At 72.4% G+C, this 24,642-nt stretch carries 22 protein-coding genes and 1 pseudogene; 7 read left to right on the top strand and 16 right to left on the bottom strand.

From position 1 onward, the window contains the following. The first annotated feature begins 9 nt into the window (after positions 1-9). Positions 10-945 carry a dihydrodipicolinate synthase family protein gene (locus AC0ZLC_RS10460; protein WP_476751631.1) on the top strand — a complete coding sequence of 312 codons (936 nt, stop codon included), beginning with the start codon at positions 10-12 and terminating at the stop codon, positions 943-945. 40 nt (positions 946-985) lie between these two features. Here AC0ZLC_RS10460 and AC0ZLC_RS10455 read toward each other — a convergent pair. From AC0ZLC_RS10455 to leuA, 3 genes and pseudogenes are all read right to left on the bottom strand, one after another. Further along, positions 986-1,552: pseudogene (locus AC0ZLC_RS10455) on the bottom strand (exo-alpha-sialidase); the annotation flags it as partial. Between the two features lie 4 nt (positions 1,553-1,556). Next, complete coding sequence (locus AC0ZLC_RS10450; RefSeq protein WP_476751630.1) at positions 1,557-2,261, bottom strand: TerB family tellurite resistance protein; 705 nt, start codon at positions 2,259-2,261, stop codon at positions 1,557-1,559. A gap of 184 nt (positions 2,262-2,445) precedes the next feature. Then, on the bottom strand, positions 2,446-4,167 hold the full coding sequence (leuA, locus tag AC0ZLC_RS10445; RefSeq protein WP_476751629.1) for a 2-isopropylmalate synthase: 1,722 nt from the start codon (positions 4,165-4,167) through the stop codon (positions 2,446-2,448). Between the two features lie 320 nt (positions 4,168-4,487). Here leuA and AC0ZLC_RS10440 point away from each other — a divergent pair, with 320 nt between their 5' ends. The 4 genes from AC0ZLC_RS10440 (at position 4,488) to AC0ZLC_RS10425 (ending at position 8,238) form a co-directional block, all read left to right on the top strand. Then, the gene (locus tag AC0ZLC_RS10440) at positions 4,488-5,561 is read left to right on the top strand and encodes a M4 family metallopeptidase (RefSeq protein ID WP_476751628.1); all 1,074 of its coding nucleotides are present in this window, start codon (positions 4,488-4,490) and stop codon (positions 5,559-5,561) included. A gap of 38 nt (positions 5,562-5,599) precedes the next feature. Continuing rightward, positions 5,600-5,866 (top strand): protealysin inhibitor emfourin, encoded by a 267-nt coding sequence (locus AC0ZLC_RS10435; protein WP_476751627.1) that lies wholly within the window; start codon positions 5,600-5,602, stop codon positions 5,864-5,866. Positions 5,867-6,015: 149 nt separating this feature from the next. After that, the gene (locus AC0ZLC_RS10430; protein WP_476751626.1) at positions 6,016-7,332 is read left to right on the top strand and encodes a GH1 family beta-glucosidase; all 1,317 of its coding nucleotides are present in this window, start codon (positions 6,016-6,018) and stop codon (positions 7,330-7,332) included. A 90-nt stretch (positions 7,333-7,422) separates the two neighbouring features. After that, a complete protein-coding gene (locus AC0ZLC_RS10425) occupies positions 7,423-8,238 on the top strand; it encodes a GNAT family N-acetyltransferase (protein ID WP_476751625.1) in 816 nt (271 codons plus the stop codon). A gap of 128 nt (positions 8,239-8,366) precedes the next feature. Here the strand turns inward: AC0ZLC_RS10425 and era are convergent, their stop codons facing one another. Further along, the gene (gene era, locus AC0ZLC_RS10420) at positions 8,367-9,326 is read right to left on the bottom strand and encodes a GTPase Era (RefSeq protein ID WP_476751624.1); all 960 of its coding nucleotides are present in this window, start codon (positions 9,324-9,326) and stop codon (positions 8,367-8,369) included. 220 nt (positions 9,327-9,546) lie between these two features. On the opposite strand from era, the gene AC0ZLC_RS10415 reads away from it, so the two are divergent. Both AC0ZLC_RS10415 and AC0ZLC_RS10410 read left to right on the top strand, forming a co-directional pair. Further along, entirely contained in the window at positions 9,547-10,854 is a 1,308-nt protein-coding gene (locus AC0ZLC_RS10415; RefSeq protein WP_476751623.1) for an ammonium transporter, read from the top strand. Further along, entirely contained in the window at positions 10,851-11,189 is a 339-nt protein-coding gene (locus AC0ZLC_RS10410; protein WP_358851044.1) for a P-II family nitrogen regulator, read from the top strand. The genes AC0ZLC_RS10415 and AC0ZLC_RS10410 overlap by 4 nt, the downstream gene beginning before the upstream one ends. A gap of 173 nt (positions 11,190-11,362) precedes the next feature. Here AC0ZLC_RS10410 and AC0ZLC_RS10405 read toward each other — a convergent pair whose 3' ends face one another. From AC0ZLC_RS10405 to AC0ZLC_RS10350, 12 genes are all read right to left on the bottom strand, one after another. Beyond that, positions 11,363-11,716, bottom strand: a complete 354-nt coding sequence (locus AC0ZLC_RS10405; protein WP_476751622.1) for a cytidine deaminase — start codon at positions 11,714-11,716, stop codon at positions 11,363-11,365. Between the two features lie 33 nt (positions 11,717-11,749). Next, a complete protein-coding gene (locus AC0ZLC_RS10400) occupies positions 11,750-12,109 on the bottom strand; it encodes an MmcQ/YjbR family DNA-binding protein (protein ID WP_476751621.1) in 360 nt (119 codons plus the stop codon). Then, positions 12,106-13,413 (bottom strand): hemolysin family protein, encoded by a 1,308-nt coding sequence (locus tag AC0ZLC_RS10395; RefSeq protein ID WP_476751620.1) that lies wholly within the window; start codon positions 13,411-13,413, stop codon positions 12,106-12,108. Before AC0ZLC_RS10395 ends, AC0ZLC_RS10400 begins: the two co-directional genes overlap by 4 nt. A gap of 12 nt (positions 13,414-13,425) precedes the next feature. Continuing rightward, complete coding sequence (gene ybeY / locus AC0ZLC_RS10390) at positions 13,426-13,923, bottom strand: rRNA maturation RNase YbeY (protein WP_476751619.1); 498 nt, start codon at positions 13,921-13,923, stop codon at positions 13,426-13,428. Between the two features lie 12 nt (positions 13,924-13,935). After that, a complete protein-coding gene (locus AC0ZLC_RS10385) occupies positions 13,936-15,003 on the bottom strand; it encodes a PhoH family protein (protein WP_476751618.1) in 1,068 nt (355 codons plus the stop codon). Positions 15,004-15,134: 131 nt separating this feature from the next. Continuing rightward, positions 15,135-16,244: a carbohydrate kinase family protein gene (locus AC0ZLC_RS10380; protein ID WP_476751617.1), complete on the bottom strand. Its 1,110-nt coding sequence runs from the start codon at positions 16,242-16,244 to the stop codon at positions 15,135-15,137. A gap of 221 nt (positions 16,245-16,465) precedes the next feature. Next, positions 16,466-17,761 (bottom strand): glucarate dehydratase family protein, encoded by a 1,296-nt coding sequence (locus AC0ZLC_RS10375; protein ID WP_476751616.1) that lies wholly within the window; start codon positions 17,759-17,761, stop codon positions 16,466-16,468. Then, positions 17,758-18,720, bottom strand: coding sequence for a 5-dehydro-4-deoxyglucarate dehydratase (locus tag AC0ZLC_RS10370; protein ID WP_476751615.1), 963 nt, complete (start codon positions 18,718-18,720; stop codon positions 17,758-17,760). The genes AC0ZLC_RS10375 and AC0ZLC_RS10370 overlap by 4 nt, the downstream gene beginning before the upstream one ends. Positions 18,721-18,846: 126 nt before the next feature. Next, positions 18,847-19,860, bottom strand: coding sequence for an adenosine deaminase (locus tag AC0ZLC_RS10365; protein WP_476751614.1), 1,014 nt, complete (start codon positions 19,858-19,860; stop codon positions 18,847-18,849). 114 nt (positions 19,861-19,974) lie between these two features. Then, positions 19,975-20,880, bottom strand: a complete 906-nt coding sequence (locus AC0ZLC_RS10360; protein WP_476751613.1) for a ribonuclease Z — start codon at positions 20,878-20,880, stop codon at positions 19,975-19,977. A 15-nt stretch (positions 20,881-20,895) separates the two neighbouring features. After that, on the bottom strand, positions 20,896-21,249 hold the full coding sequence (locus tag AC0ZLC_RS10355) for a histidine triad nucleotide-binding protein (RefSeq protein ID WP_476751612.1): 354 nt from the start codon (positions 21,247-21,249) through the stop codon (positions 20,896-20,898). Positions 21,250-21,370: 121 nt separating this feature from the next. After that, positions 21,371-24,589, bottom strand: a complete 3,219-nt coding sequence (locus AC0ZLC_RS10350; RefSeq protein ID WP_476751611.1) for a S41 family peptidase — start codon at positions 24,587-24,589, stop codon at positions 21,371-21,373. Positions 24,590-24,642: the final 53 nt, after the last annotated feature.

The following is a 24,642-nucleotide window of genomic DNA, read 5'->3' as shown; positions in this document are numbered from 1 at the left end:
GGAGCACCGATGTCGATCCCCGCCCCGCTGCGCGGTGTCGTACCGCCCGTCTGCACGCCCCTGACACCGGACGGCGAGGTGGACGTCCGCTCGCTCGTCGCGCTGGTGGACCATCTGGTGGCGGGCGGGGTGCACGCGCTGTTCGTCCTGGGCTCGACGTCGGAGGCGGCGTATCTGACGGACGCGCAGCGCAGGCTGGTCGTGGAGACCGTGGCCGGTCATGTCGCCGGCGGGCTGCCCGTCCTCGCGGGAGCCATCGACATGACGACCCCCCGCGTCCTCGACCACGTCGCGGCCGTCACCGCCGCCGGCGCGGACGCCGTCGTGGCCACCGCGCCCTTCTACACCCGCACCCATCCCGCCGAGATCGCCCGCCACTACCGGCTGCTCGCCGCCCGCTCGCCGGTACCGGTCCTCGCCTACGACCTCCCCGTCGGCGTCCACACCAAGCTGTCCGCCGAGCTGGTCCTCGAACTCGCCGCCGACGGCACCCTGGCCGGCCTCAAGGACTCCAGCGGCGACCTCGCCGCCTTCCGCACGGTCGTGCTCGGCGCCCGCGCGCACCCGGACATCACCCGCTTCACGGTCCTGACCGGCTCCGAGCTGATCGCCGACTCCGCGCTCGCGCTGGGGGCGGACGGCGTGGTGCCCGGCCTCGGGAACGTCGATCCCGCCGGGTACGTACGGCTGGACCGGCTCTGCCGGGAGGGCGACCGGGCGGGGGCACGGGCCGAGCAGGAGCGGTTGTGCGCGCTGTTCGGGATGGTGGGGGTCGGGAATCCCGCCCGGATGGGGAGCAGCTCGTCGGCGCTCGGCGCGTTCAAGGCCGCGCTGCACCTCCGGGGCGTCATCGCGTGCCCGGCCACGGCGCAGCCGCAGGTGCCCCTGTCGGAGGGAGAGGTGGAGCAGGTGGGGAAGTACCTGGCGGCGGCGGGGTTGCTGTGAGGGGTTCTCCGCCCCCGGCGCGGGAAGAACACCCCGGGAGCTAACCGCTCAGCGGCACCCGGCGGAACTCGATCGTCTCGTACGGTCCCGCCGTACCCGTCTCGTACAGCACGCCGACCCGGCCGGCACCCAGCTGCACGAGGTCGGAGTACGCCGCCCGGCGCTGCGAGAGCGTCACCGCCCGGACGAAGGTCGCCCCGGCGTCCCCGCTGCGCCAGACGGCCATCGCCTGCCGGGCGTTGGGGACGGAGGGCCCCGAGAAGAGCAGCGGGCCGTTCGCCCCGCTCAGTCGCAGCACGCTGCCCTGGACGACCGGCACGTCGTCCAGGGTGGACTGCGCGGTGTACGGCCGGTCCAGCGTCCGCCCGCCGTCGCTGGAGTAGCTGTCGAGCCGGTTGCCCGCACCGGCCCCGTTCTGGTCCCGGGCGCTGAAGTAGAGCCGTCCGTCGGCCAGTTCGGCGGCGCTGCTCTCGTTGGCGTTGTCGTGCCCGTCGTAGTCGTCGACGTAGCCCGGCCGCCAGCTGCGGCCGCCGTCGTCGCTCAGCAGGGCGTGGGCGCCGTAGTACCTTTGTTGGCAGGGTTGCGCATGCGGGGACCGGCCCGCGGGGGCCCTAGGACGGCGTACGCGCCGCCGCCAGCAGCCGGGTCACGTCGTCGGAGCAGATCGTGAGCGCGGCGCCCACCGTGGCGAGGACGTCCCGCTCGGCGGGCGTGTAGGGCCCGTCGGCCAGGGCGATGCGGGCGCCCTGGAGCAGGACCGCCTCCCTGCCGACGGCGGCGAGGTGCGGCGCCAGCGGGTCGAGGGCCTCGTGGAGCTCGATGGCCAGCCCCGCCCCGCACGGTTCGCCGAAGAAGCGGCCCGTGTCGGCGGCGAGGGCCTCCACGAGGGCGTTCAGCTGCTCCTCGGTGCAGTCGTCGAAGCCGGCGGCCCGCACCGCGGCGGCCGCGGTCTCCAGGGCGGCGCGGGAGCAGGTGCCGCCCGCCGCGAGGATCGCGAGCGCGACCGTGTGCACGGCGTCGCGGAGCATCGCCGAGAACCGGGTCGTGGTGGGGTGGTCGAGGACGTCGGTGCCGAAGTGCCCGCGGCAGGCGGCGCATTCGACGACGGGGCCGGTCTCGCCGCGGGCGAGGAGCGGGACGCCGAGGAGGGTGAAGCGGCGGCGGCCGGTCAGCCGCTGGTAGTTGCGGTCACCCCCGCAGCCGGGGCAGAAGAACTCGCCGTCACCGGCGGCGGTCCACGCGGTGCGGAGGCCTAGAACGCGGGATACACGACCAACGCGGACAACACGGTCGTTTCGTCCCCATCCTGGCAGCACGTCGCACCTCCGTAACCCCGCGGCAGCATCGCCGCGTTGGCGTGATGTTAGCCACATTGTCGACGCGGAGTCAGTACCCCGGGCGGGACCTCTGCGTGACCCGGACCGGGTTTGGCCGGTAAACGACGGGGCCCGTTCCGCCTCATCAGGCGGAACGGGCTCCGAAAGACGCCGGTCAGGCTCGTCAGCGAGCCGTGCGGTTGACGGCGGAGACGACGGCCTTCAGCGAGGCACGTGTCGTATTCGCGTCGATGCCGATTCCCCACATGACCTTGCCGTCGATGGCGCACTCGATGTACGAGGCGGCCTGCGCGGACGCGCCCTCGCTCATCGTGTGCTCGGTGTAGTCCAGCAGCCGCACGTCGATGCCGACGGACTGCAGGGCGTCGAAGAACGCGGAGATGGGACCGTTGCCGGTGCCGGTCAGGACGGTGTCGACGCCGTCGACCGACGCCTCGACGGTCAGCGTGTCAACGCCGTCCTTGTCCGTCGTGGTCTGACCGGTCTTGACCTGGATACGGCCCCAGGGGTTCTCCGGGTTCGGCAGGTACTCGTCCTGGAAGACCGCCCAGATGCCCTTCGGGGTGACCTCGCCGCCCTCGGCGTCCGTCTTGGCCTGGATGATCTTCGAGAACTCGATCTGCATCCGGCGCGGCAGGTCCAGCTTGTGGTCGTTCTTCAGGACGTACGCGATGCCGCCCTTGCCCGACTGCGAGTTGACGCGGATGACGGCCTCGTAGGAGCGGCCGACGTCCTTCGGGTCGATCGGCAGGTACGGGACCGCCCACTCGATGTCGTCGACGGTGACGCCCCTGGTGGCCGCGTCGGCCTCCATGGCGTCGAAGCCCTTCTTGATGGCGTCCTGGTGGGAGCCGGAGAAGGAGGTGTAGACGAGGTCGCCGACGTACGGGTGGCGGGCGTGGACCTCCATCTGGTTGCAGTACTCGGCGGTGCGGCGGATCTCGTCGATCTGCGAGAAGTCGATCTGCGGGTCGACGCCCTGCGAGAACAGGTTCATGCCGAGGGTGACCAGGTCGACGTTGCCGGTGCGCTCACCCTGGCCGAACAGGCAGCCCTCGATGCGGTCGGCGCCGGCCATCAGCGCCAGCTCGGCCGCCGCGACCGCCGTACCGCGGTCGTTGTGCGGGTGGACGGAGAGGCAGACGTACTCGCGGCGGGTCAGGTTGCGGCTCATCCACTCGAAGCGGTCCGCGTGCGTCGAGGGGGTCGACCGCTCCACCGTGGCGGGCAGGTTGAGGATGATCTCGCGGTCCGGGCCCGGCTGCCAGACGTCCATGACGGCCTCGCAGACCTCCAGGGCGAAGTCCAGCTCGGTGTCGGTGAAGATCTCGGGGCTGTACTGGTAGCCGAAGGCGGTGCGCTCGTCGAGCAGCTTCTCGGCGTACTCCACGACCAGCCGGGTGCCGTCGACGGCGATCTGCTTGATCTCGTCCCGGGAGCCGCGGAAGACGACCCGGCGGAACACCGGGGCCGTGGCGTTGTACAGGTGGACGGTGGCCCGCCTGGCCCCGACCAGGGACTCGACGGTCCGCTCGATCAGGTCCTCGCGGGCCTGGGTCAGCACGGAGATCGTCACGTCGTCGGGGATCGCGGTCCCGTCCTCGATGATCGAGCGGACGAAGTCGAAGTCCGTCTGGCCGGAGGCGGGGAAACCGACCTCGATCTCCTTGTAGCCCATCTTCACCAGCAGGTCGAACATCTCGCGCTTGCGGGCGGGCGACATGGGGTCGATCAGCGCCTGGTTGCCGTCACGCAGGTCGGTGGAGAGCCAGCGGGGGGCGACGGTGATCCGGTTGTCCGGCCACGTCCGGTCGGGGATGTCGACCTGGTCGTACGGGCGGTACTTGTGGACCGGCATGGAGGTGGGCTGCTGACGGTTCGGCATGATGCGAGGGCTCCTCGAAGGTGTCCGAATGGACGGCCGACGGCGCAACGCCAGACTCCGCGGGGAGGGGGTCGGCCTCGACTACAGGCCCTCGCCGCGGCAGCTAAGAAGAAGCAGCCCGAAATGCATGATGCTCCGCAGCCTAGCCGAGCCACGCTCCGTGCGGGGGCCTGTATCAGTATGCGGGACCGCTCGGCCCTAACGGACAAAAGGTGCGTCATACCACACGGGAGTGGACGAGGAGGTTCCTTATCGCCCCTTTTTCACCAATCATGGTTGCGGGTAGTGACAGGTGCGTGACGCAGTGCGAACGTGCCCGCATGACCGCCAATCGAGCAGGCCTCGAGCCTGTCTTCTGCACCATCGTGCCGCCCCACGTCCTCGACACGCTCGCCCGCCACGAGGACCCCGCTCTCGCCGGACCCGCGCGCCGCACCCTGGAGCGCGACGCCCTCGAACGCACCCACCGCCGGCTGACCACGGTCCTCGGCGCCCCCGCGGCGGCCGCACCGCCGCAGGCGGAGAGCGGCAGGGCCCACCGGACGGTCTACGACGCCCGCCACCACCAGGACCTGCCCGGCAGGAAGGCGCGCGGCGAGGGCGACGAACCCGGTGCGGACGCCACGGTCAACCGGGCGTACGCGGGCCTCGGCGCCACCTTCGACCTCTACCTCCAGGCGTACGCCCGCGACTCGGTCAACGGCGCGGGCCTGCCCCTGAACGCCACCGTGCACTTCGACCGGGACTACAACAACGCGTTCTGGAACGGCGAGCAGATGGTGTTCGGCGACGGGGACGGGGAGATCTTCCTCGACTTCACCATCCCGGTCGACGTCATCGGCCACGAACTGACCCACGGCGTCACCCAGTACACGGCGAACCTCACGTACTTCGGCCAGCCGGGCGCCCTGAACGAGTCCATGTCGGACGTCTTCGGCTCCCTCATCAAGCAGTACACCCTCGGCCAGACGGCCGCCGAGGCGGACTGGCTGATCGGCGCGGGGCTGCTCGCCCCGCGCGTCACCGGCAGGGCGCTGCGCTCCATGAAGGAGCCCGGCACGGCGTACGACGACGACGTGCTCGGCAAGGACCCGCAGCCCGCGACGATGGACGGCTACGTCCGCACCGGCCGCGACAACGGCGGCGTGCACATCAACTCCGGCATCCCCAACCACGCCTTCTGCCTCGCGGCCCAGGCCCTCGGCGGCCACGCCTGGGAGCGCGCCGGACAGATCTGGTACGACGTCCTGACCGGCGGGGAGCTGCGTGCGGACGCGCTGTTCGCCGACTTCGCCACCCTGACCGTCGCCGCGGCGCGCGCCCGTTACGGGGACGGCGAGGAGTACCAGGCCGTGTCCAAGGCGTGGGAACAGGTCGGGGTGCGCACCCTGTAGCCGTGGCCCGCCGGACGCTTTCGTACTAGACAGGACCCATGCGTATTCAGGTACGGCGTACGGGCGGGTTCGCGGGGATCGAGCGGTGCGCGGAGGTGGACACCTCGAAGTGGGCCGATGCCTGCGCGTGGCAGACCCTGGCCGAGCGGGTGGTAGCCGCCGGCCGGGGCACACCCGCGCCCGGGGTGCCGGACGGCTTCGCCTACGAGATCACGGTGGACGGGAAGACGGTGTACGCGGCCGACCCGCTGCTGACGGAGGAGCAGCGCGAGCTGATCTCCCACGTGCTGAAGGAGGGGGCGTAGCGCGGGGCCCCGCGCGCCGGGGGAAGGCGGCGGACCCGTGGCCCCCGCGCGCTGAGGGAAGGCGGCGGACCCGTGGTCCCCGCGCGCTGAGGGAAATGGGCAACTCGTAGTCCGTGCCTGCCCGTTGACTTCCCTTACCGCCGGTACGGATGATCGCGCGCATGGCGACGAACCCCCTTCCGCAGTTCCCGCCCGGCTTCCTCTGGGGCGTGTCCACCTCGGCCCACCAGATCGAGGGGGCGGCCGACCAGCGCGGCGCCTCCGTGTGGGACGCGTTCACCGCCGAGCCGGGCCGGGTGAAGGACGGCTCGACGGCGGCGGTGGCCTGCGACCACTACCACCGCTACCGCGAGGACGTGGCCCTCCTGCGCGACCTCGGAGTGGACGCGTACCGCTTCTCGGTGTCCTGGCCCCGGGTGAACTCCCCGGGCGGCCTGGATTTCTACGACCGGCTGGTCGACGAGCTCCGGGAGGCGGGCGTACGCCCCGTGCCGACGCTCTTCCACTGGGACCTCCCGCTGGGGCTGGACTGGCTGGACCGCGACACCGCCTCCCGGTTCGCCGAGTACGTGTCGGCCGTCGTCACCCGCCTCGGCGACCGCGTGGACAAGTGGATCACTCTGAACGAACCGGCCGAGCACACGCTGCTGGGCCACGCGCTCGGCGCCCACGCCCCGGGTGAGCGGCTGCTGTTCGACGCGCTGCCGGTGGCCCACCACCAGCTGCTGGCGCACGGTCTCGCGGTACGGGCGCTGCGCGCGGGCGGCGCGGTGGACATCGGGATCGCCAACTCGCACGGACCGACGTGGGCGGCCTCGGACCGTCCCGAGGACGTGGCGGCCGCCGACTTCTACGACGTCCTCCTCAACCGCCTGTTCGCGGACCCCCTGCTGCTCGGGAGCTACCCGGAGGGCATCGCCGACCTGCTGCCGGGGGACGTCGCGACGGACCTGGAGGTCATCGCCGAGCCGCTGGACTGGTACGGGATCAACTACTACCAGCCGACGAAGGTGGGCGCCCCCGAGGGCGCGGAGATCGAGTTCGGCGGGCTGACACTGCCCGCCGAACTCCCCTTCTCGGTACGGGAACTGGAGGGCTACCCCGTCACGGACTTCGGCTGGCCGGTGGTCCCGGAGGCACTGACCGAGCTGCTCACCGGGTTCGCCGAGCGCTACGGCGACCGGCTCCCGCCGGTGGTCGTCACCGAGAACGGCTGCTCGTACGAGGGGCTGGACGACCAGGAGCGGATCGCCTTCCTGGACGGCCATGTCCGCGCGCTGCACCGGGCGTCGGAGGCGGGCGTCGACGTCCGCGGCTACTTCGTGTGGTCGCTGCTCGACAACTTCGAATGGGCGGAGGGGTACGCGCGCCGCTTCGGCCTGGTCCACGTCGACCGCGACACGCTGGAGCGGACACCGAAGGCGTCGTACCACTGGCTGCGGGACGCCCTGCGGGCGCGGGGATGACGGCGCCCGAGCACCTGCCCGAAGCGACGGCCGGGGGCGGACCGAATATCGGATGCCCCGACCGGTGCCCGTGGTCTTGGATGGGGGGTCATGACCACCCCTCACCAGTCTCTCGGCCCTCTCGAGCACTACTACGACTCGGTACCCCGCGCCGCCGCCCGGGCGGAGGACTTCGGACCGCTCACCCTGTTCGTACGGGAGGGCCTCGGCTGGCCTTACTACGCGCGGCCCGCGCTCGGGCGGCAGGGACCCGCGGCCACCGCCGAGGACGTCGGCCGGGTCAGGGCCCGGCAGCGCGAACTCGGCGTGCCGGAGGCGTTCGAGTGGGTGGCTGAGGTGACGCCGGGGCTGCGGGAGGCCGTCGAGGCGTCCGGGCTGCGGGTGCACGAGCATCCGCTGATGGTCCGGGACACCGACGTCACCCTGCCCGCCCCGCACCCCCTCGTCCGCGTCCTCGGCCCCGACGACCCGTTCCTGGCCAGTGCCCTCGCGCTGCCGCACCTGGCCTTCGCGGCCCCAGGCACCGCCGTCGGCGAGGCCGGGCCCGCCGAACTGGCCGCCGAGACCACCGCGCGCGCCGGTGACGTGCCCGACGCCGCCGACCGGATCCGGGCGGGCCGCACCGTGCTGGCCGCCGCGATCGAGAACGGCGTCGCGCTCTGCTCCGGGATGCACCTGCCGGTCGGCCCGGTGACCGAGGTGGCGGGCGTGGGCACCCTGCCGTCCGCCCGCCGGCGCGGCCTGGGGCTCGCGGTCACCGCCGCCCTGGTGGCCGACGCCGAGGCCCGCGGGGTCGGCACCGTGTTCCTGTCGGCCGGGGACGACGACGTGGCCCGCATGTACGGCCGGCTGGGATTCCGCCGGGTCGCCACGGCCCTGATCGCGGAACCCGCCGACCAGGGCTAGGGCCTGTCCGACGGGCCCTGGGTTCCTCCGGCGGACGCGTGGGAGGACGCCCGCGGCCCCCGCCGTCCACAGCGGCGGGTGCGGCGGGCCGGCCCGCGAACGAGCCGGGAGTGCCCCGGCCCGGGACCTCAGAACCCGAGCTTGCGCAGCTGCCGCGGGTCCCGCTGCCAGTCCTTGGCGACCTTCACGTGCAGGTCGAGGAAGACCGGCGTGCCCAGCAGCGCCTCGATCTGCTTGCGGGACTTGATGCCGACCTCCTTGAGCCGCTTGCCCTTCGGGCCGATGACGATGCCCTTCTGGCTGGGCCGCTCGATGTAGACGAAGGCGTGGATGTCGAGGAGCGGCTTGTCGGCGGGCCGGTCCTCGCGGGGCAGCATCTCCTCGACGACGACGGCGATGGAGTGCGGCAGCTCGTCGCGCACGCCCTCCAGCGCGGCCTCGCGGATCAGCTCCGCCACCATGACCTGCTCGGGCTCGTCGGTGAGGTCGCCCTCCGGATAGAGCGCCGGGCCCTTCGGGAGGAGCGGGACCAGCAGGTCGGACAGCAGACCGACCTGGTCGTCGGCGACCGCGGACACCGGCACGATCTCCGCCCACTCGAAGCCGAGCTCCGTGCCGAGCTGGTCGATCGCGATGAGCTGCTCGGCGAGCGTCTTGCTGTCCACGAGGTCGGTCTTCGTGACGATCGCGATCTTCGGCGTCTTCTTGATCGACGCCAGCTCCTTCGCGATGAAGCGGTCGCCGGGGCCCAGCTTCTCGTTCGCCGGCAGACAGAAGCCGATCACGTCGACCTCGGCCCAGGTGGTGCGTACGACGTCGTTGAGCCGCTGGCCGAGGAGCGTGCGCGGCTTGTGCAGCCCGGGGGTGTCCACCAGGATCAACTGCGCGTCCGGCCGGTGCACGATGCCGCGCACCGTGTGCCGGGTGGTCTGCGGCTGGTTCGCGGTGATCGCCACCTTCTGGCCGACCAGAGCATTCGTGAGGGTGGACTTGCCCGCGTTGGGACGGCCCACGAAGCAGGCGAAGCCGGCGCGGTGTGTGGCCTCGGACGGCTCGGATGACTCGGTACGAACGCTCATGGCGCCCATTGTCCCTGATCGTCGGGCGGCCGCCGCACCAAGGTTCCCAAGGACTTCCCCGCCGGGATCACCCGGCCCGCCCTCGGGCCCCGGCCCGTGAGGTCCCGGAAACGCCCGCGCAACACGAAACACGCCGGAAACGTGCGTGTGCGCGACCCGAAACGCGGGCCGGTGACCCTCGGACGACGCCCTCGCGCGTGAGACGCCGCCCCGCACCGCTGGAGAGACTGTGATCCTGGCCGCCCCGCACCTCGACACAGGCGACACCGCCTGGCTGCTCGCCGCCACCGCGCTCGTCCTGCTGATGACTCCGGGCCTCGCCCTGTTCTACGGCGGCATGGTCCGCACGAAGAGCGTCCTCAACATGCTGATGATGAGCTTCGTGTCGATCGCCCTGGTCACGGTCGTGTGGCTGGCCGCCGGCTACTCCCTCGCGTTCGGCGACGACGCGTTCGGCGGCCTGATCGGCGGTCTGAAGCACGCCGGGATGGCGGACCTCGGCCCGGACAGCGTCCAGGGCACGGTCCCCACCCTCCTCTTCGCCACCTTCCAGCTGACCTTCGCGATCATCACGGCCGCGCTGATCAGCGGCGCGATCGCCGACCGGGCGAAGTTCGGGGCATGGCTGGTCTTCGTACCGCTGTGGGCGCTGCTCGTATACGTTCCCGTCGCCCACTGGGTGTGGGGCCCGGGCGGCTGGATCCTCGACGCACTGGGCGCGCTGGACTTCGCGGGCGGGCTGCCCGTCGAGATCACCTCCGGCGCCTCGGGACTCGCCCTGTGCCTGGTCCTCGGCCCGCGCCTGGGCTTCAAGAAGGACGCCATGCGGCCGCACAACCTGCCCATGGTCATGCTGGGCGCCGGTCTGCTCTGGTTCGGCTGGTTCGGCTTCAACGCGGGTTCGGCACTCGGCGCGAACGGTCTCGCCGCCGCCGCGTTCCTCAACACCCTCGCCGCCGGCTGCACCGGCCTGCTGGGCTGGCTCTTCGTGGAGCAGCGCCGCGACGGGCACCCCACCACGCTGGGCTCGGCTTCCGGCGCCGTCGCCGGTCTCGTCGCGATCACCCCGTCCTGCGGCTCGGTCTCGCTCCTGGGCGCCCTCGTCGTCGGCCTCGCCGCCGGCGTCGTCTGCTCGTACGCGGTGGGCTGGAAGTTCAAGCTGAACTACGACGACTCGCTGGACGTGGTCGGCGTCCACCTCGTCGGCGGTGTCATCGGCACACTCCTCATCGGCGTCTTCGCGACGGAGTCGATGACCAAGGGCGCCGAGGGGCTGCTCTACGGCGGCGGGTTCGGCCAGCTCGGCAGGCAGCTGGTCGCCGTCCTGGCCGTCGGGGCGTACGCCTTCCTCGTCACGTACGGGCTCGGGAAGCTGATCGACAGGCTGCTGGGCTTCCGCGCCGACGAGGAGCAGGAGCAGACGGGTCTCGACCTTACGGTGCACGCCGAGAGCGCTTACGATCACGGGGTTCTGGGGCACGGCGCCCCGGTGTCGTCGTCCGTCCTCCACGCCCAGAAGGTCAAGGCCCAGGCATGAAACTGATCACCGCCATCGTCAAGCCGTACCGCCTCGACGAGGTCAAGACCGCCCTCCAGGAACTCGGCGTGAACGGCATGACCGTCACGGAGGCCAGCGGGTACGGGCGTCAGCGCGGCCACACTGAGGTGTACCGCGGCGCCGAGTACCGGGTCGACCTCGTCCCGAAGGTCCGCATCGAGGTCGTCGTGGGGGACGCCGACGCGGACGCCGCGATCGACGCGATCGTCAAGGCGGCCCACACCGGCAAGATCGGCGACGGCAAGGTCTGGTCGGTCCCGGTGGAGACGGTGGTCCGCGTCCGCACCGACGAACGAGGCCCGGACGCCCTCTGACCCGGCCCGGCGGCCCAGCTCGCCGGAGCGGTGGAAGTCCAGCCCCTCCGGCGTCCGAGGAGAAGGCCGGGCGCGGCCCGGGCCGGAAGAGCCCCCACCCGCGGTCCCGCCCACGGCGGGGGAAGACCCGGCGGTGGGGACCTCCGAAAGAGGCCCCACCCCCCGACGTGGGTTCAGCCCGCGCTGACGGTCGTCCGAACCACCCCGTCGCCCCCGGCGACCAGCACCGGCGTCCCGGGCCCCCCGAGATCCCGCACCGCCGCCAGATCCTCCGCGGACGCGGCCTCCGCGTCCGTCACGACCGCCGCCGCCTCCAGCGACGTCGCCCCCGACGCCACCGCCATCGCCACCGCGGTCTGCAGCGCGCTCAGCTTCAGGGAGTCCAGGCCGACGGTCCCTGCGACATACGTCCGTCCGGTCTCGTCCCGTACGGCGGCCCCCTCGGGCACACCGTTGCGGGCCCGGGCGGAACGGGCCAGGGTGACGATCTTGCGGTCCTCGGGATCGAGGGCGGGAGTCTCGGTCATACGAGGAGCTTATCGACCCGTCGGACAGAGGACTCAGGGCCGGTCGAGCCGCAGTCGGTCGGACTTCGGCAGACCGGCGACCACCAGGTCGTACGAGTCCTCGACCAGCTCCCGGACCAGGCGGTCCGGAAGAGCGCCGTCCACCGTCACGGTGTTCCAGTGCCGCTTGTTCATGTGGTACCCGGGGACGATCAGGCCGGGATGCTCCTCGCGCAGCCGGACCGCGTCGTCGGGGTCGCACTTCAGATTGACCGTGAGCGGTCGCCCGTCCAGGTTCGTGAGCGCGAAGAGCTTGCCGAGCACCTTGAAGACGGACGTGTCCGGATTGAAGGGGAAGTCCTCGACGGTCGCGTTGAAGGAGAGGCAGAACGCGCGCAGCGCCTGGGGCGTCACTCCGCCACCGCCTCCTCCTCCGGCACCCGGTCCTCGCTCACCGGCTCCACGAGCACCGTCACGATCTTGTTGCGCCGGCCGGCGGAGTCCTCCGCGGTCAACCGCAGTTCCCGGCCGTCGGGCAGTTCCACCGCGGCGGAGGCACCGGCGATGGGCACCCGGCCGAGGGCCTTGGCAAGCAGCCCGCCGACCGTCTCCACGTCCTCGTCGTCGTACGCCTCGAAGCCGTACAGCTCACCGAGGTCCCCGATGTCCAGACGGGCGGTCACCCGGTAGCGGTCCTCGCCCAGTTCGTCGACGGGGGGCAGCTCGCGGTCGTACTCGTCGGTGATCTCTCCGACGATCTCCTCCAGGATGTCCTCGATGGTGACGATCCCGGCCGTGCCGCCGTACTCGTCGATGACGACGGCGACGTGGTTGCGTTCCTGTTGCATCTCGCGGAGCAGGTCGCCCGCGTTCTTCGTGTCGGGCACGAAGGCGGCGGGCCGCATCGCCGTGGACACCAGCTCGTTCTCCGCGTCCCGGCTGATGTGCGTCTTGCGCGCCAGGTCCTTCAGGTACACGATCCCGACGACGTCGTCCTCGCTCTCCCCGGTGACCGGGATGCGCGAGAAGCCGGAGCGCAGGGCGAGCGTCAGCGCCTGCCGGATGGTCTTGTAGCGCTCGATGACGACGAGGTCGGTGCGCGGCACCATCACCTCGCGGACGAGTGTGTCGCCCAGCTCGAAGACGGAGTGCACCATGCGGCGCTCCTCGTCCTCGATGAGGGACTCCTTCTCGGCGAGGTCGACGAGCGCGCGCAGCTCGGCCTCGGAGGCGAACGGTCCGCGGCGGAAGCCCTTTCCGGGCGTGAGCGCGTTGCCGATGAGGATCAGCAGGGGCGGGATGGGCCCCATGACCCGCGCCAGCGGCAGCAGCACGTAGGCGGCCGCGGTCGCCGTGTTCATCGGGTGCTGGCGGCCGATGGTGCGCGGGGAGACGCCGACCGCCACGTAACTGACGAGGACCATCACGCCGATGGCGACCGCGAGGGCCTGCCAGGTCTTGTCGAACTCGTTCAGGCACGCGTACGTGACGAGGGCGGCGGCGGCCATCTCGCACGTGATGCGCACCAGCAGGGCGACGTTCAGATAGCGGGTCGGGTCGGCGGCGACCTGCGCGAGCTTGGCACTGCCGCGCCGCCCGCCGCGGACGGCCTCCTCCGCGCGGAAGCTGGAGACGCGTGCGATGCCCGCCTCCGCGCAGGCGGCGAGCCAGGCGACGACGACGAGCGCGATGGCACCGGTGACGAGCTGAGGACTCATGAGGCCCCGCCCCTAGGAGACGGTCGGGGCCGGGGAGGGGCCGGTCAGGCCCTTCTCCGTGCGCCAGCCGTCCACGATGGCCGCCTGCAGCCCGAACATCTCGGCCTTCTCGTCCGGCTCCTCGTGGTCGTAGCCGAGGAGGTGCAGCACTCCGTGGACGGTCAGGAGCTGGAGCTCCTCGTCCATGGAGTGCTGCGTCGGGGCGTCCTTGCCCTGCCGCTCCGCGACCTCCGGGCAGAGCACGATGTCGCCGAGCAGGCCCTGCGGGGGCTCGTCGTCGTCCTTCGCCGGCGGACGCAGCTCGTCCATCGGGAAGGACATGACGTCCGTGGGCCCGGGCAGGTCCATCCACTGGATGTGCAGCTGCTCCATGGCGTCGGCGTCCACGGCGATCACCGAGAGCTCGGAGAGCGGGTGGATGCGCATCCGCGCGAGGGCGTAGCGGGCGATGTCGAGGATCGCCTGCTCGTCGACCTCGGTTCCGGACTCGTTGTTGACGTCGATCGACATGGTCGTGCGGTTCTACTTCCCCTTGGGTCCGGCTGTGCCGCGGCTCTTGTGCGTGCCGTTCTCGGTGCCGTGCGTGCTGTCGTACTTCTCGTACGCGTCGACGATACGGCCGACCAGCTTGTGCCGGACGACGTCGTGGGACGTCAGGCGCGAGAAGTGGACGTCGTCGAGGCCCTCCAGGATGTCCTGTACCTGCCGCAGACCGGACTTCGTCCCGCTCGGGAGGTCCACCTGCGTCACGTCACCCGTGATCACGATCTTCGACTCGAAGCCGAGCCGGGTGAGGAACATCTTCATCTGCTCGGGGCTCGTGTTCTGAGCCTCGTCCAGGATGATGAAGGCGTCATTGAGGGTCCTTCCACGCATGTACGCCAGCGGGGCGACCTCGATCGTGCCCGAGGCCATCAGCTTCGGGATCGAGTCCGGGTCCAGCATGTCGTGCAGCGCGTCGTACAGGGGGCGCAGGTACGGGTCGATCTTCTCGTAGAGCGTGCCGGGCAGGAAGCCGAGGCGTTCGCCGGCCTCGACCGCGGGGCGGGTCAGGATGATCCGGTTGACCTGCTTGGACTGCAGTGCCTGGACCGCCTTGGCCATGGCCAGGTAGGTCTTGCCGGTGCCCGCGGGGCCGATGCCGAAGACGACGGTGTGCTTGTCGATGGCGTCGACGTACCGCTTCTGGTTGAGCGTCTTGGGGCGGATGGTGCGGCCACGCGAGGACAGGATGTTCTGTGTGAGCACCTCGGCGGGGGTCTCCTCGCCGTCGCCCTCCCCGTTCTCGCTCGCCCTGAGCATGGCGATCGAGCGTTCCACTGCGTCCTCCGTCATCGGCTGTCCCGTGCGGAGCACGAGCATCATCTCGTCGAACAGGCGCTGGACGAGCGCGACTTCACCCGCGTCGCCGGTCGCGCTGACCTCGTTGCCCCGGACATGGATGTCGGCCGCCGGGAAGGCCTTCTCGATCACGCGGAGCAGCGCGTCCCCGGAGCCCAGCACGGTCACCATGGGGTGCGCGGCCGGAACGGTGAACTGCGCTCTCGCCTGCCCCTGTGCGGGGTCGTGCACTGTGGGTGTGTCAGTCATGGGCCGGCTCTGTAGGCCTTGCTCGTCCTCCTCGTACCGGGGCCGCTCGGCGTGGGCCGCCCTCGCTCTGCCAAGGGTACGTCGGTGCACCGACAACGCCGTAGGCCTTTTCCACACCCGTCGCACGCGTGTCAGGCCAAGCGGCGGAAACCGATCGTGGGAACGGCCCTGCGCAGCGGCCACGGTCTGCTCACCTCGGGGATGAGGTCCTCGAGGAAGGCGTACCGGGTGAGGGCGGCGGGGGCCTGGCCGTCAACGGACTGGACGCGGCGCCACCAGGCGGCGATCTCGGACCAGCCGGGCGCCGAGAGGGAGCCGCCGAACTCCTGGACGGAGAGTGCGGCGGTCAGCCCGGCGAAGGCGAGCCGGTCGGCGAGGGGCCAGCCGGCGAGTGCGCCGGTGACGAAACCGGCGACGAAGACGTCACCGGCGCCGGTGGGGTCCAGTGCCTCCACGGCGATCGCCGGGACCACGGCGCTCTCGCCGGTGCGGCCGTCCACGGCGTACGCGCCCTCCGCGCCGAGCGTGACCACGGCGAGCGGTACGTGTTCGGTCAGCGCGTGGGCGGCGGCGCGGGGGCAGTCGGCGCCGGTGTAGCGCATGGCCTCCTCGGCGTTCGGCAGGAAGGCCTCGCAGTGCCGGAGGTCGGTGAGTCCGGCCAGGTCCCAGCGGCCGGTGTCGTCCCAGCCGACGTCGGCGAAGATGTGGGTGCCGGCGCGGGCCGCCTCGGCGATCCACGGTGCGCCGGTGCCGGGGACCAGCGAGGCGACGGCGGCACGCGCGCGTGGGGCGTGGTCGGGAGCGGGTTCCTCCGGGGGCGGCTCGTGCCCGTGGCTGACCATCGTCCGCTCGCCCTCGTAGGCCATCGACACGGTGACCGGCGAGTGCCAGCCGGGGACGGTGCGGGAGGGGCCGAGGTCGATGCCCTCGCCCTGTTCCAGCGCGTCCCAGCAGTACTCCCCGTAGTGGTCGTCGCCGAAGGCCGCGGCCAGGGACGTACGCAGTCCGAGGCGGGCGAGGGCGGTGGCCATGTTGGCGACGCCGCCGGGGCTGGACCCCATCCCGCGGGCCCAGGACTCGGTCCCGCGCACCGGGGCGGAGTCGAGGCCGGTGAAGACGATGTCGAGGAAGACGGTGCCCGTGAGGTAGACGTCGCACGGCGGGTCGTGCGGGGTGCGCAGCCCGGCGAGCGGGTCGACCTGGGCCTGGCGGTGCGGTCCCTCTCCGTCGGACGCGATCACGGTGGGCTCCCTGGCGTGGTGCGGATCCAGGCCAGTGTGCCACTCCCGTCGCTCGGGGCCCGGTCACCCCCGGGGACGCCGCGGTCTGTGTCGGGCCCGGTCGGCGCGGGGGTGCCGGGCCGCTTCGGGCCGGGCGCGGGCCCTTCGGTGCGTCGCCCGCGATCCCGGGGCGGCCGGGCGGGTCCGGATCCGGACGCCGCGTCCGCCGCCCCGGGTGGGGTCTACCAGCGGGGGACGGCGGGGGTGACCCATCCCGGGTCGGCGGCCCGCATCGCGGCCGCGTCGTCGCGGTCGCGCAGCGTTCCGTCGTCGTCGAGCCAGCGCCGGTGCAGGAACTCCAGCCTGGCGCGGTCGAGTTCGACTCCGAGTCCCGGCGCGTCGGACACGGCTACCGAGCCGTTCTCGAAGGTGAGGCGCTCGGTGAGTACGTCCTCGGACTGCCAGGGATAGTGGGAGTCGCAGGCGTGGTGCAGGCCGGGGACGGTCGACGCGACGTGGGTCATGGCGGCGAGCGAGATGCCCAGGTGGGTGTTGGAGTGCATGGACACGTCGACGCCGAACGTGCGGCACGTGGCGGCGAGTTCGCGGGTGTTGCGCAGGCCGCCCCAGTAGTGGTGGTCGCAGAGCACGACCTGGACGGCTCCCCGGGTGAACGCCTCCGGGATCTCCGCGAAGGTGGTCACGCACATGTTGGTGGCGAGCGGCACGTTCGTCCTCGCCGCGACCTCGGCCATGGCGGGCGTGCCGAGCGCCGGGTCCTCCAGGTACTCGAGCACGTCACCCAGCTCGTCCGCGACCCGCAGCGAGGTCGCCACCGACCAGGCGCCGTTGGGGTCGAGCCGCAGCGGCTGCCCGGGAAAGGCCTTCGCGAGGGCGCGTACGGCGGCGATCTCCTCCTCGGGCGGGAAGACCCCGCCCTTGAGCTTGAAGGAGGTGAATCCGTGGCGCTCGGTGAACTTCCGCGCCTGCGCGACGACTCCGGCCGGGTCGAGGGCGGCGCCCCAGTCGTCCTGCTGGGCCGCGACGCCCGCGGGGTGCCCGGCCCACTTGTAGAAGAGGTACGCGCTGTACTCGACCGCGTCCCGCACCTTGCCGCCGAGCAGCGCGTGCACGGGCAGCCCGAGAGCCTTGCCGAGGGCGTCCAGACAGGCCACCTCGAAGCCGGAGACGACCGACAGCCGCAGTTTGTCGGCGGTCTGCACGCCGCGCAGCCCGCCGACATCGACCTTGTCGTCGACCCGCTCCCGGTCGACGGCCACCGCGTCCGCAACCGCGGACAGGCCGTTGAGGTCGGAGACCTGCCGCCCCACCAGCCGCGCGGCGAAGGGCCGGGCGAGTTCCAGATACTTGCTGTCGCCGTACGTCTCGCCGACACCGGTGACGCCGTCCGCGGTGACGACCTCCACGATCAGGCGGGGTGTGTACGGCTGGTGCACTCCCTGGGTGTTGAGCAGCGGCGGGTCGGCGACCAGGATCGGGGTCAGCCGGACCTCGGTGACGGTCAGGTCGCGCGTCACAGGGCGGCTCCCACGGGGGCGAGGGCGGACGCGAGCCGCAGCCCGGCGGTGAGCAGGGACTCCAGGTCGGCGAGGTCGGCGGGCGAGGGGTCGGTGAGCGGGGCGCGTACGGGGCCGACGGGATGTCCGCGCAGCCGGGCGGCGGCCTTCACGAGCGAGACGGCGTAGCCGGTCCGCCGGTCGCGCAGTTCGACGAAGGGGGTGTAGAACTCGCGCAGCAGCCGGTCCATGACGGCGTCGTCACCGCGCCGGTGGGCGGCGAAGAAGAGGCCGGCGATCTCGGGGGCGAAGGCGTGCACGGCCGACGAGTACGCGGGCACGCCGACGGCGGCGTACGCGCGGGCCTGGATCTCCGCGGTGGCGGCGCCGTTGAAGAACAGGAAGCCCTCGGGTGCGGCGAGGGTCAGCCGCTGGAGCCGGTCGAGGTCGCCGTGCCCGTCCTTGAGCCCGACGACCCCGGGGATGCGGGCGATCCGGCGCAGCGAGGCGGGGGTGAAGGCGACCTGCCCGCGCTGGTAGGCGATCAGCGGCAGCGTGGTCCGTGCCGCCAACTGCTCCAGCTGGGCGACGAGTCCGTCCTGCGGGCCGGCGACGAGGTAGTGCGGCAGGACGAGCAGGGCGTCGGCGCCGGCGTCCTCGGCGAGGCGGGCGAACCGGGCGGCCTGCGCCCAGCCGTACCCGGTCCCGGCCACGACGGGCACCCGGCCCGCCGTCACCTCCACCGCGGCGGTGACGACCTTGCGGTACTCGTCCTCGTCCAGGGAGAAGAACTCCCCGGTGCCGCAGGCCGGGAAGACGGCGCCGGGCCGGGTGGCGAGCTGGGTCTCGAGGTGGGCGCGGAAGCCGTCGAGGTCGAGGGAGCCGTCGTCGTGAAAGCTGGTGAGCGGGAACGACAGCACTCCGTGCGCCATTCCGCTCCGCAGCCGTGCGACGACGTCGGCCTCCGTGTCCGTAGGCATACCATCTCCATATGTAGACGCTATCCACGTATGAGATGAGGCTAGAGAGCGGCTCCCGGCCCGTCAATGGCCGGCAAACGGTCCCCGGCGCCGGAACCACTCAGCACCGGGCACCGGGCACCGGGGTTACTCCGTGCCGGCGGCCGCCGGCCGGAACTCGTACGCCTCGACCTCGGCGAGGTACCGCGAGCGCCGCTCCTCGTCGTGTTCGAGGAAGGAGGCCAGGAACGAGTTGCGGGCCAGCTCGCGCAGCCGCTCGTGACCGAGGCCGAGCGCCTCGTGCACGGCGTGGAAGGTGTCGCCGACGTACCCGCCGAAGTAGGCGGGGTCGTCGGAGTTGACGGTGCACAGCAGCCCGGCGTCCATCATCGCGGGCAGCGGGTGGTCCTCCAGGACGTCCACGGCCCGCAGCCGTACGTTGGACAGCGGGCACAGCGTCAGCGGTACCCGCTCCCGCACGAGCCGTTCGACCAGCTCGGCGTCCTCCATGCAGCGCAGCCCGTGGTCGACGCGCTCGACACCCAGTACGTCGAGCGCCTCGGTGATGTAGGCGGGCGGCCCCTCCTCGCCCGCGTGCGCGACACGTCGCAGTCCGAGCGCGGCGGCGGCCTCGTACACCTCGCGGAACTTGGCCGGCGGGTGGCCGACCTCGGCGGAGTCGAGACCGATGCCGACGATCCGGTCCAGGTAGGGGCGCGCGGCCTCCAGGGTCCGCAGCGCCGACTCGGCGGACTCGTCCCGCAGGAAGCACATGATCAGCTGGGTGGAGACGCCGTGCGTCTCCTCGCTGCGGCCGAGCGCGTGGGTGAGGCCGTCCACGACGGTGCCCATGTCCACCCCGCGCGCGAGGTGGGCCTGCGGGTCGAAGAAGATCTCCGCGTGCCGTACGCCCTGCGCGGCGGCGCGCGCGAGATACGCGTCGGCGAGGTCGGTGAAGTCCTGCTCCGTCCGCAGGACGGCCATGAGCTCGTAGTACAGGTTCAGGAACGTCTGGAGATCGTCGAAGAGGTACGCCTGGCGGAGCTCTTCGGTGTCGGCGTACGGCAGCGTGACGCCGTTGCGTGCGGCGAGCGCGAAGGCGAGCTCCGGTTCGAGGGTGCCTTCGATGTGCAGGTGCAGTTCAGCTTTGGGGAGGGGCATCGAAGCATCGTACGGTCGCTCCCCCGACGTCTTGAAACCCAAACCGGCGCGTCACCAGCGCATTCACCCCGCGCGTTCACCCTGTGCACTCACCCCGCGCACTCATCCGCGCGTTCACCCGCGCCTGGGTACCGGCACCCTCATCAGATCGTGCGCCACGGTCAGTTCCCCCTCGAACCCGGCGGCCCTGGCCTGCCGCTCGAACTCCTCGGGTTCGGAGTACCGCTGGCTGAAGTGGGTGAGCACGAGATGCCGCGCACCCGCGTCCGCCGCGACCCGCCCGGCCTGACCGGCGGTCAGATGGCCGTGGTCGGTGGCCAGTCGCACGTCCTCGTCGAGGAATGTGGACTCGATGACGAGCATGTCGCAGCCCGCGGCGAGCGCGTGCACGCCGTCGCAGAGGCGGGTGTCCATGACGAAGGCGAACCGCTGCCCGCGCCGCACCTCGCTGACCTCGGCGAGGGTGACCCCGCCGACCGAACCCTCCCGCTGGAGGCGTCCGACGTCGGGCCCCGTGATCCCGTGTGCGGCGAGCCGCTCCGGCAGCATGCGCCGGCCGTCCGGTTCGACCAGCCGGTAGCCGAAGCTCTCCACGGGGTGCGAGAGCCGCCGGGCCTCCAGGGTGTAGGAGGCGGTGGTGGCGAGCACCCCGTCGGCGTCGACGGGGGCCTCGCTGAGCGCGACGGTCTCGCGGTACGCGGTGGCGTACCGGAGCCGGTCGAAGAACCGCTGTCCGGAGCGCGGGTAGTGAGCGGTGATCTCGTGCGGCACCCGGTCGAGGTTGATGCGCTGGATCACGCCGGCGAGGCCGAGGGAGTGGTCGCCGTGGAAGTGCGTGACGCAGAGCCGGTTCAGGTCGTGCGCGGCGACCCCGGCGCGGAGCAGCTGCCGCTGGGTTCCCTCGCCGGGGTCGAAGAGCAGGCCCTCGCCGTCCCAGCGCAGCAGATAGCCGTTGTGGTTGCGGTGCCGGGTCGGGACCTGGCTGGCGGTGCCGAGGACCACCAGTTCACGTACGGACAAAGCGGGGTGCCGTCCTTACCCGGGAGGCCACGTCAGGCCGCGTCCGCCCAGGATGTGGGCGTGCGCGTGGAAGACGGTCTGTCCGGCGCCGCTGCCGGTGTTGAACACGATCCGGTAGCTGTCCAGCTTCTCCTCGGCGGCGACCTCCCCGGCCTCGCACAGCACGTCGGCCGCGAGCGCCGGTTCGGCGGCGGCGAGTGCGGCCGCGTCGGCGTGGTGGGCCTTGGGGATCACCAGTATGTGGGTGGGGGCCTGCGGGTTGATGTCCCGGAAGGCGAGGGTGGTGTCGGTCTCCCGCACCACGGTCGCCGGGATCTGCCCCGCGACGATCTTGCAGAACAGGCAGTCGTCCTGCGGCTGTCCCGACATGCGTGTGCCTCCTCGCGCCCGCTGATCACTGTTGACGGCATCGTAGCGGCCCGCCGGTCCCGCGCCCCGTGCGGAGCGGTTCTCGCCGGCGGGCCAACCGCCGGGCGGGGACCACGGCGAATCACAACTCGGGCAGCGGCGGCGCGGACTTGGCCGGGTTCTCGGCGAGCGCCGCCAGCGCGATGCGGATCGCCTCGTCCAGCTGGACGTCACGTCCGGCCGCGTGGTCCTGAGGCCGCTGGACGGCCTCGACGTCCGGATCGACGCCGTGGTTCTCGACGCCCCACCCGTAACCCTCCAGCCAGATCGCGTACTTGGGCTGGGTGACCAGGGTGCCGTCGACGAGCCGGTAGCGGCTGTCGATGCCGACCACGCCGCCCCAGGTCCGCGTGCCGACCACGGGGCCGATGCCGAGCGCCTTGACCGCCGCGTTGACGATGTCGCCGTCCGAGCCGGAGAACTCGTTGGCGACCGCGACGACGGGGCCGCGCGGCGCGTCCTCGGGGTAGCTGAAGGGGCGCAGCCCGCGGGGCACGTCCCAGCCTACGATCCGGCGGGCGAGCTTCTCGACGACGAGCTGGGAGGTGTGTCCGCCGCGGTTCTCGCGGACGTCGACGACGAGTCCTTCGCGGGCCACCTCGACGCGCAGGTCACGGTGGATCTGGGCCCAGCCGGGCGCCTGCATGTCCGGCACGTGCAGATAGCCGAGGCGTCCGCCGGACATCTCGTGGACGTGGGCGCGGCGGTCGGCGACCCAGGCGTGGTAGCGCAGCGGCTCCTCGTCATCGAGGGGGACGACCACCGCGTGCCGCAGATCGCCGCCGCCGGACGGGGAGACGGTCAGCTCGACCGGCTTGTTCGCCGTCCCGACGAGGAGCGGTCCGGGGCCGGCCACCGGGTCGACCGGCCGTCCGCCGACCGCGACGACGGCGTCCCCCGCGCGGACGGCGACTCCGGGAGCGGCGAGCGGCGCCTGCGCGCGGGGGTCGGAGGTCTCCGAGGGAAGGATCCGGTCGATGCGCCAACTGCCGTCCTCGTGGCGGGAGATGTCCGCTCCGAGCAGCCCCTGGGCGGGTGACCCGCCGTTTCGGCCGCGGGGGGTGACGTAGGCGTGCGAGGTGCCCAGTTCGCCCTGCACCTCCCAGAGGAGGTCGACCAGGTCGTCGTGGGTGGCGACGCGCTCCAGGACCGGCCGGTACCGGGCGAGTATCCCGTCCCAGTCGACGCCGCCGAGGTCGGGACGCCAGAAGTTGTCCCGCATGAGGCGGCCGGTCTCCTCGTACATCTGCCGCCACTCGGCGGCCGGGTCGACGCTCTGCTGGACCCGGGAGAGGTCGACGGTGATGTTGCTGTCGCTCTCGTCGTCGTGCGAGGCGCGGCGGTCGCTCGGTACGACCTTGAGCTTGCCGTCGGTCCACAGCAGGACCCGCTTGCCGTCGCCGCTGACCGTGAAGTGGTCGGCGTCCGCGGCGAGATGCTCGACGCGCTGCTGGAGGAGGTCGTAACGCTCCAGGTCGCTGCCGGGGTCAGGATGGCCGGGGGTGGCACGGGAGGCGCCGAGCACTCCGCGCACCGGGTGGCGCAGCCACAGCAGGCCGTCCTTGGCGGCCCGCAGCCCGGAGTAGCGAGCGGCCTCGACGGGGAACGGCACGATGCGGTCGCCGAGTCCTTCGAGGTCGATCCGGGTGGCCGGGGCGCCCTCGCTGTCGGGTGTCTCGTCCTTGCCGGGGGCGTCGAAGGGGCGGCCGTGGCGCTGCGGGCCGAAGGGCGAGGGGGTGGTCGCGGCCAGCGTGATGAGGTGGGGCCGGGCCCCGCCGACGAAGGCGAGGTCGAAGACGTGCTCGTCGTAGACGGGGTCGAAGGACCGCGCCGACAGGAAGGCGAGGTGCCTGCCGTCGAGGGTGAACGCGGGCGCGTAGTCCCGGAAGCGCAACGGGGTCGCCTCGGTCACCGACAGGTCGGCGGTGTTGGCGAGCTTGAGCTGGCGCAGCGGGCGCGGGCCGGGGTGCGACCAGGCGAGCCACGCGGAGTCGGGCGAGAAGACGAGCCCGGAGACCTCGCCGTCCTCGCCGCGGTCGACCTCCCTGACCTCTCCCGTCTCCCGCTCGACGAGCAGGACGCGCCCGTCGTGGGCGGCGACGGCGGCGCGGCTGCCGTCGGGTGCCATGGCGAGCCCGAGGACCCGGCCCAGCCGGCCCGCGGCGAGGCGGCGCGGGGCGGCGCCGGGCGCGGCCCCGGTGGCGGGCGCGAACTCGAGGGCGTCGTCGCCCTCGGCGTCGGTCACCCACACCACGTACTCCTCGCCGTCGGCGCGGAAGGTGCGGGGCAGCCGGGCGCGTACGCCGGGTTCGGCGGCGAGCGCGCGGGCGGGGCCGGAGCGATGGGTGATCCAGTGGACGGCGCCGCGCACGGAGATCGCGCTGCCGCGTCCGGTGTGGTCGGGCGCGCCCGCGCCGAACCAGCGGGCCGCGTCGACGGGGTGCGGCTGGAGGTCGACCCGCCGGCCGCCGGGCCGGACGTCGAGCCTGCGCGCTCCGGCGCCGTCGAGGTCGTCGAGGTCGTCGAGGAGCCAGAGTTCACCGGCGGACGCGTAGACGATCCGGGTGCCGTCGGTGGCGGCGTGCCGGGCGTAGAAGCCGTCGATCCCGGTGTGCCGGCGCAGGTCGGAGCCGTCGGCGAGGGAGGAGTACACGGCTCCGACACCTTCGTGGTCGGACAGGAACGCGACGCGCTCCCCCACCCACATCGGGTATTCGACGTTGCCGTCGAGGTCCTCGTGCAGCCGGACGAACTCGCCGTCGCCGTCGCGGTCGATCCACAGCTTGCCCGCCGTGCCGCCGCGGTAGCGCTTCCACCAGGCGGCCTCGCGGCCCATGGGGGCGGACAGCAGGACGGTGCCGGGTCCCCCGCGGGCGACGTCGCCGACGGGCCCGTACGGGAGGGTGGCGGCGGGTCCCCCGTCGAGCGGGACGGCGCGGGCCCAGCTGCGCCGCAAGGAGGCCTGGCCCGCCGTGCTGAGGGCGAGCACGTGTCCTTCCGGCGTCCAGCCGCGGACCTGGGTCCGGTTGCTGCCCCAGTGGGTGAGCCGCCTGGCGGGGCCGCCGTCCAGGGGGGCCGCGTGCACCTCGGGGGCTCCGTCCCGGGTGGAGGTCCAGGCGACGGTGGTGCCGTCCGGGGAGATGCGCGGATGGTTCACCGGGACGTTGTCGGCGCTGACCCGCCAGGCGCGGCCCGCGGTGTCGAGCGGGGCGGCCCAGACGTCGTCCTCGGCGGTGAAGACGACGTGGTCGCCGTGCAGGTGGGGGAACCGGAGGTACGCGGGGGGTACGGACTGTGTCACCCGGTCACCCTATGCAGCGTCCGGCCGCCCCGGCAGGGGTTTGGATCACTTGC

It is taken from the genome of Streptomyces sp. GLSS-08 (assembly GCF_056387915.1).
The sequence above is the reverse complement of the archived record's forward strand: the minus strand, read 5'-3'. Positions and strand labels throughout refer to the sequence as shown.

What these genes read in the sequence shown, in the direction of transcription:
- AC0ZLC_RS10460 (WP_476751631.1), top strand. Translation starts at nt 10, where the DNA reads ATGTCGATCCCCGCCCCGCTGCGCGGTGTCGTACCGCCCGTCTGCACG.
- leuA (WP_476751629.1), bottom strand. Translation starts at nt 4,167, where the DNA reads ATGCCGAACCGTCAGCAGCCCACCTCCATGCCGGTCCACAAGTACCGC.
- AC0ZLC_RS10440 (WP_476751628.1), top strand. Translation starts at nt 4,488, where the DNA reads ATGACCGCCAATCGAGCAGGCCTCGAGCCTGTCTTCTGCACCATCGTG.
- AC0ZLC_RS10435 (WP_476751627.1), top strand. Translation starts at nt 5,600, where the DNA reads ATGCGTATTCAGGTACGGCGTACGGGCGGGTTCGCGGGGATCGAGCGG.
- AC0ZLC_RS10430 (WP_476751626.1), top strand. Translation starts at nt 6,016, where the DNA reads ATGATCGCGCGCATGGCGACGAACCCCCTTCCGCAGTTCCCGCCCGGC.
- AC0ZLC_RS10425 (WP_476751625.1), top strand. Translation starts at nt 7,423, where the DNA reads ATGACCACCCCTCACCAGTCTCTCGGCCCTCTCGAGCACTACTACGAC.
- era (WP_476751624.1), bottom strand. Translation starts at nt 9,326, where the DNA reads ATGGGCGCCATGAGCGTTCGTACCGAGTCATCCGAGCCGTCCGAGGCC.
- AC0ZLC_RS10410 (WP_358851044.1), top strand. Translation starts at nt 10,851, where the DNA reads ATGAAACTGATCACCGCCATCGTCAAGCCGTACCGCCTCGACGAGGTC.
- AC0ZLC_RS10405 (WP_476751622.1), bottom strand. Translation starts at nt 11,716, where the DNA reads ATGACCGAGACTCCCGCCCTCGATCCCGAGGACCGCAAGATCGTCACC.
- AC0ZLC_RS10395 (WP_476751620.1), bottom strand. Translation starts at nt 13,413, where the DNA reads ATGAGTCCTCAGCTCGTCACCGGTGCCATCGCGCTCGTCGTCGTCGCC.
- ybeY (WP_476751619.1), bottom strand. Translation starts at nt 13,923, where the DNA reads ATGTCGATCGACGTCAACAACGAGTCCGGAACCGAGGTCGACGAGCAG.
- AC0ZLC_RS10385 (WP_476751618.1), bottom strand. Translation starts at nt 15,003, where the DNA reads ATGACTGACACACCCACAGTGCACGACCCCGCACAGGGGCAGGCGAGA.
- AC0ZLC_RS10370 (WP_476751615.1), bottom strand. Translation starts at nt 18,720, where the DNA reads ATGCCTACGGACACGGAGGCCGACGTCGTCGCACGGCTGCGGAGCGGA.
- AC0ZLC_RS10365 (WP_476751614.1), bottom strand. Translation starts at nt 19,860, where the DNA reads ATGCCCCTCCCCAAAGCTGAACTGCACCTGCACATCGAAGGCACCCTC.
- AC0ZLC_RS10355 (WP_476751612.1), bottom strand. Translation starts at nt 21,249, where the DNA reads ATGTCGGGACAGCCGCAGGACGACTGCCTGTTCTGCAAGATCGTCGCG.